The 15012-nt window shown below is 71.6% G+C and carries 13 protein-coding genes; 6 read left to right on the top strand and 7 right to left on the bottom strand.

The annotated features are described in order from the left end of the window. Positions 1 to 28 precede the first annotated feature (28 nt). On the bottom strand, positions 29 to 1420 hold the full coding sequence (locus tag ACFY04_RS36615; protein ID WP_389123907.1) for a glutamate decarboxylase: 1392 nt from the start codon (positions 1418 to 1420) through the stop codon (positions 29 to 31). Positions 1421 to 1640: 220 nt separating this feature from the next. Further along, on the bottom strand, positions 1641 to 2369 hold the full coding sequence (locus tag ACFY04_RS36620; RefSeq protein ID WP_389123910.1) for a TioE family transcriptional regulator: 729 nt from the start codon (positions 2367 to 2369) through the stop codon (positions 1641 to 1643). A 58-nt stretch (positions 2370 to 2427) separates the two neighbouring features. Here ACFY04_RS36620 and ACFY04_RS36625 point away from each other — a divergent pair, with 58 nt between their 5' ends. The 3 genes from ACFY04_RS36625 (at position 2428) to ACFY04_RS36635 (ending at position 5137) form a co-directional block, all read left to right on the top strand. Next, positions 2428 to 3681 (top strand): erythromycin esterase family protein, encoded by a 1254-nt coding sequence (locus ACFY04_RS36625; RefSeq protein WP_389123911.1) that lies wholly within the window; start codon positions 2428 to 2430, stop codon positions 3679 to 3681. Between the two features lie 221 nt (positions 3682 to 3902). Beyond that, entirely contained in the window at positions 3903 to 4289 is a 387-nt protein-coding gene (locus ACFY04_RS36630) for a tyrosinase cofactor (RefSeq protein ID WP_389123913.1), read from the top strand. Then, complete coding sequence (locus ACFY04_RS36635; RefSeq protein WP_389123915.1) at positions 4286 to 5137, top strand: tyrosinase family protein; 852 nt, start codon at positions 4286 to 4288, stop codon at positions 5135 to 5137. The genes ACFY04_RS36630 and ACFY04_RS36635 overlap by 4 nt, the downstream gene beginning before the upstream one ends. On the opposite strand, the gene ACFY04_RS36640 is transcribed toward ACFY04_RS36635, so the two are convergent. Together ACFY04_RS36640 and ACFY04_RS36645 are read right to left on the bottom strand one after the other, a co-directional pair. Continuing rightward, positions 5089 to 5796, bottom strand: coding sequence for a response regulator (locus ACFY04_RS36640; RefSeq protein ID WP_389123918.1), 708 nt, complete (start codon positions 5794 to 5796; stop codon positions 5089 to 5091). The genes ACFY04_RS36635 and ACFY04_RS36640 overlap by 49 nt on opposite strands. Continuing rightward, positions 5793 to 7409 (bottom strand): sensor histidine kinase, encoded by a 1617-nt coding sequence (locus ACFY04_RS36645; protein WP_314247607.1) that lies wholly within the window; start codon positions 7407 to 7409, stop codon positions 5793 to 5795. The genes ACFY04_RS36640 and ACFY04_RS36645 overlap by 4 nt, the downstream gene beginning before the upstream one ends. 105 nt (positions 7410 to 7514) lie before the next feature. Here ACFY04_RS36645 and ACFY04_RS36650 point away from each other — a divergent pair, with 105 nt between their 5' ends. Continuing rightward, a complete protein-coding gene (locus ACFY04_RS36650; RefSeq protein ID WP_389123919.1) occupies positions 7515 to 8957 on the top strand; it encodes a cation:dicarboxylate symporter family transporter in 1443 nt (480 codons plus the stop codon). Positions 8958 to 9223: 266 nt separating this feature from the next. Continuing rightward, positions 9224 to 10996 (top strand): S8 family serine peptidase, encoded by a 1773-nt coding sequence (locus tag ACFY04_RS36655; protein WP_389123922.1) that lies wholly within the window; start codon positions 9224 to 9226, stop codon positions 10994 to 10996. Positions 10997 to 11025: 29 nt separating this feature from the next. On the opposite strand, the gene ACFY04_RS36660 is transcribed toward ACFY04_RS36655, so the two are convergent. The 3 genes from ACFY04_RS36660 to ACFY04_RS36670 all read right to left on the bottom strand — a co-directional run bounded on the left by ACFY04_RS36660 (position 11026) and on the right by ACFY04_RS36670 (position 13701). Continuing rightward, positions 11026 to 12429, bottom strand: a complete 1404-nt coding sequence (locus ACFY04_RS36660) for an alpha/beta hydrolase family protein (RefSeq protein ID WP_389123924.1) — start codon at positions 12427 to 12429, stop codon at positions 11026 to 11028. Between the two features lie 144 nt (positions 12430 to 12573). Then, positions 12574 to 13257 (bottom strand): (2Fe-2S)-binding protein, encoded by a 684-nt coding sequence (locus tag ACFY04_RS36665; RefSeq protein WP_389123927.1) that lies wholly within the window; start codon positions 13255 to 13257, stop codon positions 12574 to 12576. Positions 13258 to 13290: 33 nt separating this feature from the next. Further along, on the bottom strand, positions 13291 to 13701 hold the full coding sequence (locus tag ACFY04_RS36670) for a VOC family protein (protein WP_389123930.1): 411 nt from the start codon (positions 13699 to 13701) through the stop codon (positions 13291 to 13293). Positions 13702 to 14242: 541 nt separating this feature from the next. Here ACFY04_RS36670 and ACFY04_RS36675 point away from each other — a divergent pair. Beyond that, complete coding sequence (locus ACFY04_RS36675) at positions 14243 to 14929, top strand: GNAT family N-acetyltransferase (RefSeq protein ID WP_161292060.1); 687 nt, start codon at positions 14243 to 14245, stop codon at positions 14927 to 14929. Positions 14930 to 15012 lie beyond the last annotated feature (83 nt).

The following is a 15012-nucleotide window of genomic DNA, read 5'->3' on the forward strand; positions in this document are numbered from 1 at the left end:
ACGAGGGCCGTCTCTTCCGGCCCGGGTGTCAGTGGTGGAAGCCGGACCGCGGGGCGGCGGCCGGTACGGGCGGGGGCGTGGTCTTCAGGTGTTCCACGGCCGCGCGCAGGTCGGTGGCGAGCAGGGCCATCTGATCGCGGGTCACGCCGTGCCGGACGAGGACGCGTTGGATGACCGTGTCGTCGCGGTCGGCGGGCAGCGGGTACGAGGGCACCTGCCAGCCGCGCATGCGCAGCCGGTCGGAGAGGTCGTAGAGGCTGAATCCGGCGGTGTCGGGGTCGGCGAGTTTGTAGGAGACGGCGGGCAGGGCGCCCTGGCCGTCGTAGAGGAGGGTGAAGGGGCCCATGTCGGCGATCTGCCGGGCGAGGTACTGGGCGGTGTCGGCGCAGGCCTGCTGGACGCGCCGGTAGCCGGCCCGGCCCAGGCGCAGGAACAGGTAGTACTGCGCGATGATCTCGCCGCCCGGGCGGGAGAAGTTGAGGGCGAAGGTCGGCATGTCGCCGCCGAGGTAGTCGACGTTGAAGACGAGGTCGGCGGGGAGCAGGTCGGCGGTGCGCCAGACGATCCAGCCGACTCCCAGCGGCGCGAGCCCGTACTTGTGGCCGGAGGTGTTGACGGAGGCGACGCGCTCCAGCCGGAAGTCCCACACCACGTCGGGGTGGAGGAAGGGCGCCACGAACCCGCCGCTCGCACCGTCCACGTGGATGGGGACGTCCCAGCCGTGCTCGGCCTGGATCCGGTCGAGCTCGGCGGCGATCTCGGCGACGGGCTCGTAGTCGCAGGTGTACGTGACGCCGAGGATGGCGACGACACCGATGGTGTTCTCGTCGACGTACTGGGCGAGCTGATGGGCCTGCAGACCGGTGGCGCCGGCCTCGATCGGGACCTGGCGCAGTTCGACGTCGAAGTAGCGGGCGAACTTCTCCCAGCAGATCTGGACCGGGCCGCACACCAGGTTGGGGCGGTCGGTGGGCAGGCCCTCGGCGCGGCGGCGCTCGCGCCACCGCCATTTGAGGGCGAGGCCGCCGAGCATGGCGGCCTCGCTGGAGCCGGTGGTGGAGCAGCCGGCCGCGGTGGTGCCGGCGGGGGCGTTCCACAGGTCGGCCAGGATGTTGACGCAGCGGGACTCGATCTCGGCGGTCTGCGGGTACTCGTCCTTGTCGATCATGTTCTTGTCGAGGCAGACGTTCATCAGACGGTGCACGCCCTCGTCCGACCAGGTGGTGCAGAAGGTGGCCAGGTTCTGGGCCGCATTGCCGTCCAGGAGCAGCTCGTTGCGGAGCAGTTCGTAGACGACCTCGGTGGGTGAGTGGTCCTCAGGAATCCTGTACTTGGGGAGGATCTGGCCGCTCAGCGTGGACGCGAACACGTCCGTGTCGGCGTCCTGAGCGCGTGCGTCCTTCGTCTCATGAAGAGCCATATCGGGACTATAGGTACAAAAGCCACCTTTACCTCAGAAGGCGGACCGGCCGGTCGGCCATCCGAGCATGCACCCTGGGGCCTCTGCGGCTTGGGCCGTCGATCGCCATGTACGGCGGATGCCGTCGGTGTCGGCGGCTGCGAGCCGGATCGAGGCCGTGGTCAGTGAACGGTCGGCACGGCCCACGGGGAAGAGGACGGTCTCCACCCGGTCGCGGCGGTCAGTCGCGGGCCTGGAGGTACGTGTCCAGTTCGGCCGCGCCCGCCAGCAGGGCGCGGCCGCGGGCGGAGAGGCGGGCGCGCCAGGCGGTCAGGGCGGACTCCAGGGGTGCCACGCCGCCCGCCGTGCGGACCTGTGCGAGCAGGGAGGCGATCTCTTCCAGCAGGTGGCCGCCGCGGCGGAGTTGGTGGGCCAGGCGGGCGTCGCGGACGTCGGCCTCGTCGTACACGCGGTACCCGGTCAGCGGGTCGCGGCGCGGGCGGACCAGCCCGGCGCGTTCCCATGCGCGCAGGGTCGCGGGCCGGACACCGAGTTCTCGGGCGAGCGGCCCGATGAACGTGGCGCCTGACGTGGCGCCGGGCTCGAAGGCCGCACCGGTGGGCGCCAGGGCGCGCAGGGCGTTCTCCACGGCATCGAGGGTCCGGCGGTCGGCGAGGAGTTCGGCGTGGGTCCCGTCGATGAGACGGAAGGCCTCCTCGGCCGCGCCCTCGTTCACGGCTCGCATGATCGATGCCGCCGTCCGGTGGCCGTGGCCCGGCACGAGGGCGAGGAACGCGGCCAGCGCGCGTGCGTGCAGCGGGGTGTAGGTGCGGTAGCCCTGGGGGGTCCGGTCCGCGGCTGGGAGGATGCCGGCCTCCTCGTAGTTCCTGATCGCCTGCGTGGACAGACCGTGCCCGCGCGCCAGGTCGACCGGTCGAAGGCGTCGACCGCTTTGAAGGTTTTGGCTCACGAAACCCAGGATAGAGCGGAAAAGTTTCCACCGGAGGTTCAACGATAGCGTTGAAGGCATGCCAACCGACATCAAGGACATCGCCCGCGCCGTCGACGCCGCCACCGTGATGGAACCGTTCGCGGCCCGACCTCGGCTGCTCGCCCTCGGCGAGCCCACCCATGGCGAGGACACGCTGCTCGAAGTGCGCAACGAGCTCTTCCGGCAGCTCGTCGCGCAAGGGGGCTACCGGACGATCGCGATCGAGAGCGACTGCCTGGCGGGCCTGCTGGTCGACGCGTACGTCACCTCGGGCACCGGCAGCCTCGACGAGGTCATGGAGCGCGGCTTCAGCCACGGGTTCGGCGCATCCGCCGCCAATCGCGAACTCGTGCGCTGGATGAGGGCGTTCAACGAGGGCCGACCTGCGCCCGAGCGGCTCCGCTTCGCCGGGATCGACGGCCCGTTGGAGATGGCGGGTGCCGCGAGCCCCCGGCAGGCCCTCACCGCGCTCCACGACCACCTCGCCCGCCACGTCGACGCCGAGCTGCTCCCCTGCACCGCGCACACGCTCGACCGCCTGCTCGGCGCCGACGACCGGTGGACCGAACCCGCCGCGATGATGGACCCGACCCGGTCCACGGGGCGCTCCGCCGAGGCCCGGGAGCTACGGCTGCTCGCCGACGACATGGTGGCACTGCTGGAGGAGCAGACGCCGCACCTGATCGCGGCGACCTCCCGGGAGGACCTGGACCGGGCCCACCTGTACGGACGCACCGCCACCGGCCTGCTGCGCTACCACCACTGGATGGCCGACGGCTCGGCGGCCCGCATGACCCGGCTGGTGGGCCTGCGGGGCTGGATGATGGCCGACAACCTCCTCGCCCTCGCCGCCCGGGGCCCGGTCCTCGCCCACGCCCACAACGCCCATCTCCAGCGGGAGAAGAGCGCGATGCGGATGGGCGGCAGGCCGCTGGAGTGGTGGAGCGCCGGTGCGCTGCTGAGCTCCCGGCTCGGCACGGAGTACGCCTTCGTGGCCACGGCCCTCGGCACGATCCGGCACCGGGGAGTGGACACGCCGCCGCCGGACACCCTCGAAGGCCTCCTGTACGCGCTCCCGGACGACCGCTGCGTCGTCGACGCCCGTCGGCTGGTCACCTCCCTGGGCGGCGCACCGGCGCCGGTGCCCCGGGTCTCCCCCTGGTTCGGCTACGCCCCGCTCGACCCGGCCCACTTGGCCACGATCGACGGGGTCGTGTTCATCAAGGATCTCCCGGAGGTCCCGCCCGCATCCACCCCGGAGTCACCTGGCACACGATCGGGCCGAGCCTGACGCTCTGCTTCCAGCCGACTCTGCAGTGTGATCCCGCACATAGCGCCGCCCTCACTCAGGAGAAATTACTGTCGAATAGAGTTTGCCCCGCAAATCTTCCCGTCCGGGCCCCCGGAACCGCTCCGGACGGGAAGATCATCCAACTTGTTCTACCGGCAACTTGTCCATCCATGTCCGGATACAGGCCAAGCCCCTCCCGAGCCCTGATACCTCTTCGGATCATGAAGAAGATCACTCGCCGTCAGGCCTTGGGGGCAACTGCCGGTGCCCTCACCGTCCTTGGCCTGACCGCCGCTGCCGCGGGCGCCACGAACGCCGCCGCGACCCCCACCGAGCCCACCACCCCGGGCACGGTCGACGAGGTCTACAAGGGCCGTCGTATCCAGATCACCGCCGGCGGAGGCGGCCACCACGGCGGCCACCACTCGCCCGGTCAGCCCACCGTCCGAATAGACGGCAAGGAGCTGCACATCATGCGCAACGCCGATGGCACCTGGATCAGCGTCATCAACCACTACGAGACCTTCGCCGACCCCAAGCTCCTCGCCCGCGCCGCGGTGCGCGATCTCCAGGGCGCCGCCCTCGTTCCCTTCGGAGGTGCGGCATGACCGTCCGCAAGAACCAGGCCACGCTGACCCCGGCGGAGAAGCGCGCCTTCACCTCGGCGCTGCTGGAGCTCAAGCGCAACGGCAGCTACGACCGCTTCGTCACCACCCACAACGGCTTCATCATGAGCGACACCGACTCGGGCGACCGCGTCGGCCACCGCTCCCCCTCCTTCCTGCCGTGGCACCGGCGCTTCCTCCTGGAGTTCGAGGAGGCGCTGCAGAAAGTGGACGCGAGCGTGGCGCTCCCGTACTGGGACTGGACCGCGGACCGGACCTCCCGCGCCTCCCTCTTCGCCGCCGACTTCCTCGGCGGCACCGGGCGGACCCGCGACGGGCAGGTCATGGACGGTCCGTTCGCGTACGCGACGGGCAAGTGGAACATAAACGTCCGGGTGGACGGGCGCGCCTACCTGCGCCGTGATCTCGGCGCGGCCGTCGCCCAGCTGCCGACCAAGGCCGAGGTGGACGCCGTACTCGCCATGCCGGTCTACGACATGGCGCCCTGGAACAGCTCCTCCAACGGCTTCCGCAACAACCTGGAGGGCTGGCGCGGCGCCAACCTGCACAACCGGGTGCACGTGTGGGTCGGCGGTCAGATGTCCACCGGGGTCTCCCCCAACGACCCGGTGTTCTGGATGCACCACGCCTTCATCGACAAGCTCTGGGCCGACTGGCAGGCCAAGCACCCCCAGTCCACGTACCTGCCGGGCGCGGGCACGCAGAACGTCGTCGACCTGAACGACACCATGCGGCCCTGGAACAACGTGACCCCGGCGGACATGCTGGATCACCGGAAGTTCTACACCTTCGACACCGAACCGGCCGCCGCCGCCGCCAGCCAGCGGTAGTGCAGTTCGGGGCGGCCGACCTGGCCGTACCGGGGGGTGCGGTCCGCGCGGCCGGTGTCCACCAGGTGCTCCAGGTAGCGGCGTGCGGTGATCCGGGAGATCCCGGCCGCCTCGGCCGCCCCTGCTGCGGTCAGCCCCTCGGGCGCCGACCGCAGCAGGGCGGCGACCCGGTCCAGGGTCGGCGCGCTCAGCCCCTTGGGGAGCTCGGCCGGGCGGGGTGCGCGCAGGGCGGCCATCGCCCGGTCGACGTCGTCCTGGCCGGCCGCCTCGCCCGCCGTCTGGCGGAACTCGGCGTAGCGCAGGAGCCGTTCGCGCAGGGTGGGAAAGGCGAACGGCTTCAGTACGTACTGGACCACGCCGAGGGAGACGCTCTCACGGACCACGGCCAGGTCCCGCGCCGAGGTCACCACGATCACGTCGACGGGATGTCCGGCGGCGCGCAGCCCGCGCGCGAAGCGCAGCCCGTGCCCGTCGGGCAGGCCGAGGTCCAGGAGCAGCAGGTCGACGCGGGTCCGTTCCAGGAACCGGGTGGCCTCGGCGAGCGAGTGGACGGCGCCGACGGCGGTGAAGCCGGGCACCCGGCCGATGTAGAGCGCGTGCGCGTCGGCGGCCACCGGGTCGTCCTCGACGATCAGTACGCGCACCTCGCCCCCGCTCATCGCGGGCCCCCCGGGCCCGCGGCGGGTGCGGACGCGATCGGCAGGCGGACCGTGAACTCCGCGCCACCGCCCGGGCCCTGAGCGGCCACCACCGCGCCGCCGTAGCGCTCCGCCACCTGCCGGACCAGCGCGAGGCCGAGGCCGCGGCCCTCGCCCTTGCCCGACCAGCCCCGGCGGAACACGTCCACCCCTTCGGGCAGCCCGGGTCCGTTGTCCGCGACCCGCAGCAGCAGCTCGTCCGGCTCGGGCCGCAGCGTCACCGCGATCCGGGCCCCCGGTACGGCGGTGAGCGCGTCGACCGCGTTGTCGATGAGGTTGCCGAGCACGGTGACCAGGTCCCGGGCCGGCGGCAGCCCGCCCCCTTCGGCGAGACTGCGGCTGTCGGCGGTGACGACCAGCTCGACGCCCCGCTCGTGCGCCTGGGCGGCCTTGCCCAGCAGCAGCGCCACCAGCACCGGCTCCCCCACCGCGGTGACCACCTCGTCGGTGAGGGCCTGGGCGAGTTCCAGCTCGGCGGTGGCGAAGTCGACCGCCTCGTCCGCGCGGCCGAGTTCGATGAGCGAGACCACGGTGTGCAGCCGGTTGGCCGCCTCGTGGGCCTGGGAGCGCAGCGCCTGGGTGAAGCCCCGCTCGTGGTCCAGCTCGCCGGTCAGCGCCTGCAGTTCCGTGTGGTCGCGCAAGGTGACCACCGTGCCCCGGCGGCCTCCGCCCGCGACGGGCGAGCTGTTGACCACCAGCACCCGGTCCGCGGTCAGGTGCACCTCGTCCACCCGGGGCCGGTCCGCGAGCAGGGCCCCGGTGAGCGGGGCCGGCAGACCGAGGTCGGCCACCCCGCTGCCGGTGACCTCGCCCGGCAGACCCAGCAGTTCACGTCCGGCGTCGTTGATCAAGGTGATCCGGCGCTGCCCGTCGAGCATCAGCAGCCCCTCGCGGACCCCGTGCAGGGCCGCCTGGTGGTAGTCGTACATCCGGCTGAGCTCTGCCGCGTTCATGCCATGAGTGTGACGGCGCAGCCTCGCGTTGACGACGTACGTGCCCACGCCGCCGAGGGCGAGCGCGCCGCCCGCGACCCAGGCGAGGGCGGAGAGCTGCGTGGCGAGCCGGTCGCTGATGGCGCGGACGGTGATCCCCGCGCTGACCAGGCCGATGATCCGGCCCTCGTCCTGGAGCGGGGTGACCACGCGGATGGAGGGGCCGAGGGTGCCGGTGTACGTCTCGCTGAAGGTCTCGCCGCGCAGCGCGGGGGCGGTGTTGCCCATGAAGGGCTCGCCGATCCGGCGCGGGTCGGGGTGGGTCCAGCGCCGCCCCTCGGGGGACATGATCGTCACGAAGGCCACTCCGGAGTCCGCGCGGACCCGCTGGGCGTAGGGCTGGAGCTCGACGGACGGGTCGATCCCGCGCGCCGCTCCCCGTACGGCCTCACGTACGGACGGCGAGTCGGCCACCGCGTGGGCCACGGCCCCGGCCTGGCGCCGGGCGGCCTCCTCGGCCTGGCCACGGGCCGTGGCGTACGCGAAGACGGCGCAGCCCGCGACGACCACGGCGACCAGCAGCACCTGCATGGCGAAGAGCTGGCCGGCGAGGCTGCGCGGGGGGCGGGGAAAGCGGAACATGGCGCTCAGTGTGCACCGGGTCGTGAACTCAATGAACGCAAGGGTGACCGGGGTCACAGGCGTGGGCGATGGTCTCCCCGAACGTAATCACCACCGGGAGGCATCGTGGCCGCCAGGCGCGACAGAACGCACTATCTCTACATCGCGGTGATCGGCGCGGTGCTGCTCGGCATCGCCGTCGGCTTCGCCGCCCCCGGCGTGGCCGTGGAGCTCAAACCGCTGGGCACCGGCTTCGTCAACCTCATCAAGATGATGATCTCGCCCGTGATCTTCTGCACGATCGTGCTGGGCATCGGATCCGTGCGCAAGGCCGCCAAGGTGGGCGCCGTGGGCGGACTCGCCCTCGGCTACTTCATGGTCATGTCCACGGTGGCGCTGGCCATCGGCCTGCTCGTCGGCAACCTGCTGGAGCCCGGCAGCGGGCTGCACCTGACCGAGGCGGCGCGCAGTGCGGGCGAGGCGCAGGCCAAGGCGGGCGGGGCCGAGAGCACGCCGGAGTTCCTGCTCGGGATCATTCCGACCACGCTGGTCTCCGCCTTCACCGGGGGCGAGGTGCTCCAGACGCTGCTGGTGGCGCTGCTCTGCGGGTTCGCGCTGCAGGCCATGGGCGCGGCGGGCGAGCCGGTGCTGCGGGGTATCGGGCACATCCAGAAGCTGGTGTTCCGGGTACTCGCGATGATCATGTGGGTGGCTCCGGTGGGCGCCTTCGGGGCCATCGCGGCGGTGGTCGGGGCCACCGGCATCGACGCACTGAAGTCCCTCGCCGTCATCATGATCGGCTTCTACACGACCTGCCTGCTCTTCGTGTTCGTGGTCCTCGGCACGCTGCTCCGGGTATGCACCGGGGTCAGCGTCTTCGCACTGCTGCGCTATCTGGGCCGGGAGTTCCTGCTGATCCTCTCGACCTCCTCCTCGGAGTCGGCGCTGCCGCGGCTGATCGCGAAGATGGAGCACCTGGGGGTCTCCCGGCCGGTCACCGGGATCACCGTGCCGACCGGCTACTCCTTCAACCTGGACGGGACGGCCATCTATCTGACGATGTCCTCGCTCTTCGTCGCCGAGGCGATGGGCAAGCCGCTGGCGCTGGGCGAGCAGATCTCGCTCCTGCTGTTCATGATCATCGCCTCGAAGGGCGCGGCCGGGGTGACCGGCGCGGGCCTGGCCACCCTCGCCGGCGGACTGCAGTCGCACCGGCCGGAACTGGTTGACGGCGTCGGCCTGATCGTGGGCATCGACCGGTTCATGAGCGAGGCCCGGGCCCTGACGAACTTCGCGGGCAACGCGGTCGCGACGGTGCTCATCGGAACGTGGACGAAGGAGTTCGACCACGCGCGCGCCACCGAAGTCCTCGCGGGACGGCTGCCGTTCGACGAGAGCACGCTGGTGGACGACGGGCACGGCGCGCAGCAGCAGGGCGAGCCCGCACCGTCCGCCGAGTCCACCGGGGCTTCCGCGCCCTCCGAGTCCTTCGAGTCCTCCGAGTCCGACGGAACCCCGAATTCCGTACTGCAGCCCTCGGGCAGCCCCAAGGACGGGGTACCGGTCTAGCCGGTACGCCCCCTGCGGGCCGGCCGGGCAGGGCTCGCCCCCACGGTGCCCAGCCCGGCCGGCCCGCCGCATTCTCCGCACTTGCACCCATAGTCGGGATTCGGCCACCGATAAACGAACCTCCAGGCTGTAAAAGGTACTTCCGTAACAGGCTGTGTGCATGACATCTTGCGTCCACCACTTGTTTCGTTCGACCCGGCCTGACCACCGGGTCTTCGGAGGACGCATTGATACCCCACATATCCAGCCGACCTCGACGTACCCTCGTGCTGGCTGCCACGCTCGGCGCGGCACTCGCCTTCGGGGCCCCCGCCGCGCTCGCCGGCACCGCCCCCGTCTCTCCTTCCGGTTCCTCGGCCCCCGCCCCCGCGGCGGCCCCCCGGGCTGCGGCCCCGACTTCCCAGAGTGCGACCTGGGTTGCCGGTACCCGTGCCTACCTCGTGATCACCGCTCCCGGTGACACCACGGCGGTGCGGGGCGCCGTCACGGCCAACGGCGGCACGGTGTTCCAGTACTACGACGCCATCGGCGTGATCGTCGCCCACTCCGCGTCCGGTACCTTCGCCACCACCATGCGCGGTGTGAGCGGCGTCCAGCAGGTCGGCGCCACCCGCACCTCGGACGTGCCGGCGGACGCCTACAACCCGGCGCTGCCCGCCAACCCGGCGCAGGCCACGACGCCTTCGGGCGAGCCGGTCCGGGCCGACATGACCCAGATCAAGGCCGACCAGGCCTGGGCCGTCACCACCGGTTCCGCCTCCGTCAAGGTCGGCATCCTGGACACCGGTGTGGACGACCAGCACCAGGACCTGGCCCCGAACTTCAACGCGGCGGACTCCGCGTCCTGCGCCTACGGCAAGCCGGACACCCGTACGGGCGCCTGGCGGGACGTCGGCACCCACGGCACGCACGTGGCCGGTACGGTCGCGGCCGCCAAGAACGGCAAGGGCGTCATCGGTGTGGCCCCGGGCGTGAAGATCTCCTCGGTGCGCATCGCCGAGCCGGGCTCCTCGCTCTTCTTCGCCGAGAACACCGTCTGCGGCTTCATGTGGGCCGGTGACCACGGCTTCAAGGTCACCAACAACAGCTACTACACGGACCCGTGGCAGTTCAACTGCCCGGACAACGCCGACCAGGCCGCGATCATCGAGGGCGTCAAGCGCGCCCAGGAGTACGCGGAGGGCAAGGGCTCGCTGCAGGTCGCGGCGGCCGGCAACTCCAACATCGACCTGGCCAACAAGACGACCGACACCGAGAGCCCCAACGACTCGACGCCGGTCACCCGCACCATCACCAACGCCTGCCTGGACATCCCGACCGAGCTCCCGGGCGTGGTCACGGTCTCGGCGATGGGCACCACCGCGAAGGCCTCGTACTCCAACTACGGTCTGAACGTGGTCGACGTGACGGCCCCCGGCGGCGACACCACCGGTATCTACAGCACCCAGCCGGGCGGCAAGTACGGCACCATGAGCGGCACGTCGATGGCGTCCCCGCACGTCGCCGGTGTGGCAGCCCTGCTGGCCAGCACCAACCCGGGCATCACCCCGGCGCAGCTGCGCGACAAGCTGGCCACCCAGGCCAACGACGTCGCCTGCCCGTCGGACAGCCGCTGCAAGGGCACCACGGCGAAGAACGGCTTCTTCGGCGAGGGCCAGGTCGACGCGCTGAAGGCCGTCGGCAGCACCCCGCCGCCCGGCAAGTACTTCGAGAACACCGGTGACTTCGCCATCGGCGACAACACCACGGTGGAGAGCCCGATCACCGTCAGCGGTGTCACCGGCAACGCCCCGGCCACCCTCAAGGTGGGCGTGAACATCGTGCACACCTACATCGGTGACCTGAAGGTCGACCTCGTCGCCCCCGACGGCACCGTCTACACCGTGCACAACCGCTCCGGCGGCAGCACCGACAACATCAACCAGGTCTACACCGTGAACGCCTCCTCCGAGGTCGCGAACGGCACCTGGAAGCTGCGGGTCAACGACAACGCCGGCGGCGACACCGGCAAGGTCGACTCCTGGAACCTGACCTTCTAGAGGTCCTCAGGTCCTTCCGGAAAGCACTCCTAGCGCTGGAGCACGTCGGCGAGCCAGTCGAAGACGACGTCGCAGTGCTGCTGCGGGGCCATCGGGGAGCAGTGCAACTGCGCCCCGGTGGCCTCCGTCAGTTTCACGTACTCGCGGCGCGTGCGCAGGAGGTCGTACATCTGCTGCGGCTGGCCCGGGTAGAACAGCTCGAAGTCGTAGTCCAGGACGAGCGTCGGGGCCTTGATCCTCCCGACCACCTTGGTGATGTCGAGGCCCATGGCCACCTGCGCCGGGGTCCAGAGGTCCGTGAGCACGACGCCCTCGCGGGCCTGGCGCAGTGCCTGCCGGTCGAAGATCTCGAAGCGCTTCTTGACGGTGAAGGCGAGCTCCGGCGTCAGCTCCGGGACGACCTCCTCGTTCCAGACCCGGTTGGTCTCCTCCTTGTCGGGCGTGACGATGGCGCGCAGCTCCGCGTCGAATCCCAGCCAGGGGCTGACGCAGCCCGGCTGGCAGGCGACGGCGGCGAGCCGGTGCTCGAAGGCGGCGGCGCGGGCGACCAGGTTGCCGCCCATGCTGAGGCCGGTGAGCGCGATCCGGCCGCTGTCCACGTCCTTGCGGTGCTCCAGCCAGTCGATGAGCGGGCCGACCACCTTCTCCCAGCGGGTGGTGAAGGGGATCTCCTCCACGAACAGCAGCTGCCCCTGGCCGGGTCCGTCGTAGACGAGGGCGTTCCAGCCCCGGCCGAGGGCGGCGGCCACGCCGTAGGTCCACATGTCGAGGTTCTGGCCGTCGCTGCCGTTGGTGAGGATCACGGTGGGGCGCGGTTCGGCGGGGCCGTCCGGGCGGAAGAACCAGACCGGCAGGTGGGTCTTGCCGTACGGGACCTTCGCGCGGACGGCGGCCAGTGAGCAGAGCCTGGCGCAGGTGTCCCAGGCCCCCCGCCCGGCCAGGTAGACCGCCTCCTCGTCACCGGGGTGGTCGGTGCCGAGCACGTAGAACAGCGCCTGCGCGTAGTACTGCGCGGCGCGCAGGGAGCGGAAGCGGCGGGTCTGCGAGGGGGCCCCGTGGCCATGGCGGCCGGCGGCCGGGGGCGCGGCGAGCCGGTCCCCCCAGGCGCGGAAGGTGTCGCTGAACGTCTGCTCGGACAGACCCGCCGCGTTGATGGCGTTGACCGCGGTCAGCACCTCGCCCACCTCCGAGGCCCGCATGCCGGCGGCGCCGAGTGCCATCAGGCCCGCGAAGTTGAAGCCGGGATCGTCGAAGAGCTTCATCGCTCCGGGGGTGGGATCCACGGCCTTGGCGGACGGCTTGGGCCCGGCGGCCGCGGCGGTCGCGGTGCGGTCCCCGCCCCCGACGGCGAGCGCCCCGGCCCCCGCGGCGAGCCCGGTCAGGGCCGCGCGACGGGTGAGTGCGGAGGGCTGGTGCGGTGTACGAGCGGTCATGCAGCGGACCGTACGCCGGGCCCTTGGCGGGTCGGGGCGCGGCGCGCCCTCCCTTGCTCCGAACGGCGGCGCGCCCCCACGAGGGGGTGTCTTGCCGGTCGGCCCGGCCTGACCGACAGGACACCCCCCAGGGCCGCCGGCCCGTCAGCCCGTCCGCCGCCCGGCCCGCAGCACGCAGTCGCCGCAGAGCCCGCCTCCGGGCACCTGGTAGTAGAGGCAGCAGCTGCGCCGTACGAACGCCACCCCGAGCCCCTCCTCATGGATGAAGGTGCCGGTGCCCGCCAGGGCTCCGCCGTCGGCCAGCAGGGCGCCCGCCAGTTCCACGGCCGCGCCTCCCGGTACCCGGTCGATCAGCACGCGCAGCGCCCCGACGAGCCCGGACGCCGCGTTCCCGCGCAGGACCTTCGGCGAGACCCCGAAGTGCTCGCGCAGGCCCTCGTCGAGCACGGCCAGGTTCGCCAGGACGTTCTCCCCGAGCGCCTCGGCCGGCAGGCCGGGGGCGGGCTCGGGCAGCCACAGCTGGAGCGATCCCGCGTCCGGCAGCCGCCACCACACCCGGTCGGCGGCCAGGTCCGGCACGCGGCCCGCCAGTGCCGCGCACCCGAGCCCCAGCGACCAGAGCCGGGAGACGATCCCGAACTGCGCGGTCGAGGCGGCCACCCGGCCCGGTCCGGTGCCGATCCGTCGGCCCACCTCGGCCACGTACGGCCCGAGCTGCTCCCCGTACAGCGCGGTGAGCGGCCGGAAGCCGGGGCCGGGCGGTTCCTTCCCGCAGGGAACGGTGAAGAAGGGTCCTACGGCGGCCAGTCGCCGCAGTACGTCGTCCATACCCGGAATGATCTCAGCGGCGCGGGACCGGGATCAGGCCGGGTCCGGGGTCGCCCCTTCGAGGACCTCCAGGTAGTGCGGGTTGCGCATGATGCCGAGCACATTGCCGAAGGGGTCGGTGACGGCCGCCGTGACGAAACCGGCGTCGCCGTGCGTGGTCACCGGCTGGTACTCCGTCGCCCCCAGGTCCAGGAGCCGCCCGTGGACCGCGGGAAGATCGTCGACGGCCCAGTAGGCCACCGCGCCGCCCGGGTCCTTCGCCGCGCCCGGCGGGGCGTAGCGGCGGTCGACGATGCCCAGCTCGTGCTGGTAGTCGCCGATGCGGAACTCGGCGTAACCGGGCCGCTCGAAGTACGGGGCGATCCCGAGGAGCTCGGTGTACCAGGCCTTCGCGGCCTCCAGGTCGTCGGCCCAGAAGTTGATCGTCGCAAACCCTCGCAGCATGAACGCCCTCCTCTGCGGACGGAAGCATCGCCCCGACTCTACGGCGGCCCCGCGGGGGCCGTAGCAGACCCGGGTGGCGCAGTCGTACCTCCCCCGTGGTCCGGGCCCCTCACGGACACACCGCCGACGACCATGCGTTCGATGTCCGGGCGGGGTGGCGCAGCGGCGGGGCCGCGTGCGGGATCCGCGCGCGGGGCCTTGCCCGTGATCACCCGGCTCTATCCGCATCCTCGCAGGTCAGGCGTGATCACACGGCGTTCGGGGACCGTCGGCGCGGCCGTCTGGGGGGCCCATGCCGTGCGCGTGAAGGGATGTCCGGGGATCGTGATTACGGGTGCTCCGAGGCGGGGACCCAAGTGCTCGGAAATCGGTGTCACGCCATTGCCAAATTGGGGGTTCATGAGAGGACTTTAAGGAGCTACATTGAGCCACTCGCGTTCACCTGACAGCCGGTTGCCTTTCACTCGTGTTTTGCACGGGGGGCGACGTCATGGACGCAGACTGTGCAACCACCCCACCGCCCAGAAGGACCGAAGGCTCCGTGCCCGTACCCGTACACCTCGCGGGCCGCACCGTGCGGCTCGAGCCCCTCGCCCCCCACCACACCGAGGCTCTGGCCGTGGCCGGGGCCGAGGATCGTACGACTTACGCCTTCACTCCCGTGCCCCACGGGGTGCAGGCGTCACACGAGTACATCGAACGTGCCCTCGCCGATCAGGCAGCGGGTCGATCGCTCCCGTTCGCGGTGGTCAGAGCCACCGACGGGCGGGTCGTCGGTTCGACCCGGTTCCTGGAACTCGACTACTGGCAGGGGCCTCTGATCTGGCCCGCCGTGCCGGGAGTCCCGTTCGGCGATCCGGCGACGGCGATCCCCGATGCCGCCGAGATCGGCAATACCTGGCTGTCCCCGGGCGCCCAGGGAACCGGCATCAACACCGAGGCGAAGCTGCTCATGCTCCGCCATGCCTTCGAGACCTGGGGGGTACGGCGCATCTCGCTGCGCGCCGATGCGCGCAACGGCCGGTCGCGGGCCGCCATGGAACGTCTGGGGTTCACCTGCGAGGGGGTCCGCCGGGCCCATTCGCGGGGGCTGGACGGCGCCGTCCGCAGTACGGCCTTCTACTCGATCCTCGACGAGGAGTGGCCGGCCGTGCGGTCGATCATCGAGCTGAGGCTGTCGGCGGGCGCGCAGCGCAAGCGGCGCCGCAAGACCCTGATCCCCGCGTAACCGCGCCCTGCCGGACGGAAAAGCGGAAAAACGGTCCTGCCCCAGCCCTCGACCCGGCTCTCGACCCGGCCCTCGCCACTGCC

Source organism: Streptomyces sp. NPDC001549, from assembly GCF_042894025.1.
In the GTDB taxonomy this organism is placed as follows: Bacteria; Actinomycetota; Actinomycetes; order Streptomycetales; family Streptomycetaceae; genus Streptomyces; species Streptomyces kutzneri.